Source organism: Pseudomonas sp. NPDC087615, from assembly GCF_044743445.1.
GTDB classification, from domain to species: Bacteria; Pseudomonadota; Gammaproteobacteria; order Pseudomonadales; family Pseudomonadaceae; genus Aquipseudomonas; species Aquipseudomonas baetica_A.
On sequence record NZ_JBIUWM010000138.1, the window covers coordinates 1 to 1,878 of the forward strand.

Annotated in this window: 3 protein-coding genes; all 3 read left to right on the forward strand. The window is 56.7% G+C overall.

Annotated elements, in window-relative coordinates:
• Positions 1–114 (forward strand): DHHA1 domain-containing protein (locus ACIOU6_RS27940; RefSeq protein ID WP_401139975.1); only part of this gene is annotated, 114 nt, incomplete at its 5' end.
• A 90-nt stretch (positions 115–204) separates the two neighbouring features.
• On the forward strand, positions 205–1,446 hold the full coding sequence (locus tag ACIOU6_RS27945; RefSeq protein WP_401139970.1) for an aspartate kinase: 1,242 nt from the start codon (positions 205–207) through the stop codon (positions 1,444–1,446).
• A gap of 187 nt (positions 1,447–1,633) precedes the next feature.
• Positions 1,634–1,822 (forward strand): carbon storage regulator CsrA, encoded by a 189-nt coding sequence (gene csrA, locus ACIOU6_RS27950; protein WP_401139973.1) that lies wholly within the window; start codon positions 1,634–1,636, stop codon positions 1,820–1,822.
• Positions 1,823–1,878: the final 56 nt, after the last annotated feature.

Sequence of the window (1,878 nt, forward strand, 5' to 3'; positions counted from 1 at the left end):
GTGGGCGGGAAGGGCGGTGGTCGTCCGGACATGGCGCAGGGCGGCGGTGTCGACGCCGGCGCACTGGATGGCGCACTGGCGTTGACCGTTCCATTCGTCGAGCAGGGTTTATAAGGCGGCCCGCCGGGCCCGCAGTCTAGTGGTGGGCCCGGCGGCTGTTTGTGTGATTATTGGGCGCCCTTCATGGGCAGAGGCGGCTTTGAAATGGCTTTGATCGTACAGAAATTTGGAGGCACCTCGGTCGGCACTGTCGAGAGAATCGAGCAGGTCGCCGACAAGGTTAAGAAATTCCGCGATGCCGGCGATGACCTGGTGGTCGTGCTGTCTGCAATGAGCGGCGAAACCAACCGTCTGATCGATCTGGCCAAGCAAATCAGTGGCGACGGTCAACCGGTTCCCCGTGAACTGGACGTGATCGTTTCCACCGGTGAGCAGGTGACGATTGCCCTGTTGGCCATGGCGCTGATCAAGCGCGGTGTGCCGGCGGTGTCGTACACCGGTAATCAGGTGCGGATCCTGACGGACAGTGCACACAATAAAGCGCGTATCCTGCAGATTGATGACCAGAAGATTCGTGGTGATCTGAAAGCAGGTCGCGTGGTGGTTGTCGCTGGTTTTCAGGGTGTCGACGAACACGGCAACATCACCACCCTCGGTCGCGGCGGTTCCGATACCACGGGAGTGGCACTGGCGGCAGCGCTCAAGGCGGATGAGTGTCAGATCTACACCGACGTTGATGGTGTTTACACCACCGACCCGCGTGTTGTGTCGGTCGCTCAGCGTCTGGACAAGATCACCTTCGAAGAGATGCTGGAAATGGCCAGTCTCGGTTCCAAGGTGTTGCAGATCCGTGCGGTGGAATTCGCCGGCAAGTACAACGTTCCGCTGCGCGTACTGCACAGCTTCAAGGAGGGTCCGGGCACCCTCATTACTATTGATGAAGAGGAAACCTTGGAACAGCCGATCATTTCCGGCATCGCTTTCAACCGCGATGAAGCCAAGCTGACCATCCGTGGCGTGCCAGACACTCCAGGTGTGGCGTTCAAGATTCTCGGCCCGATCAGTGCTGCGAACATCGAAGTCGACATGATCGTGCAGAACGTCGCGCACGATAACACCACCGACTTCACCTTCACTGTGCACCGCAACGACTACCAGGGCGCGCAGACCGTGCTGGAAAACACCGCTCGCGAGATCGGTGCCCGTGAAGTGGTGGGTGACACCAAGATTGCCAAAGTCTCGATCGTCGGCGTCGGCATGCGTTCCCACGCTGGCGTGGCCAGTCGCATGTTCGAATCCCTGGCCAAGGAAAGCATCAACATCCAGATGATCTCGACTTCGGAAATCAAGGTTTCCGTCGTCATTGAAGAGAAATATCTGGAGCTGGCTGTGCGCGCCCTGCACACGGCTTTCGAACTGGATGCTCCTGCCCGTCAGGGCGAGTAATTCCGTTTCCTTGAAGGGCGCGGTTTGATCGCGCCCTTTATTTTTGAATGACGCGAGACCTGAACTGTTCTTTTGCTCGCGCTAGTCAATACTCAGGCATGTAGGGCTACGATCGCTCCGGTTGTAGGTCGGGTGCCTTTTTTTTGCAGACTGTTGTCCCTGAACTGAATTGCGTGAGGAGAAAGGTATGCTGATTCTGACTCGTCGGTGCGCAGAAAGCCTGATTATCGGTGAGGGCGAAATCACCGTAACCGTGCTCGGCGTTAAAGGAAATCAAGTGCGTATCGGCGTCAACGCCCCGAAAGAGGTTGCCGTGCACCGTGAGGAAATTTACCTGCGTATAAAGAAGGAGAAGGACGAAGAACCAAGCCATTAATTTTTATCGTTTTTTATGTTTGCAAACGGGGAAGAAGGTGGTTAATATACGCCCCG

Coding starts and splice junctions, on each gene's coding strand:
- ACIOU6_RS27945 (WP_401139970.1), top strand. CDS start 205: ATGGCTTTGATCGTACAGAAATTTGGAGGCACCTCGGTCGGCACTGTC.
- csrA (WP_401139973.1), top strand. CDS start 1,634: ATGCTGATTCTGACTCGTCGGTGCGCAGAAAGCCTGATTATCGGTGAG.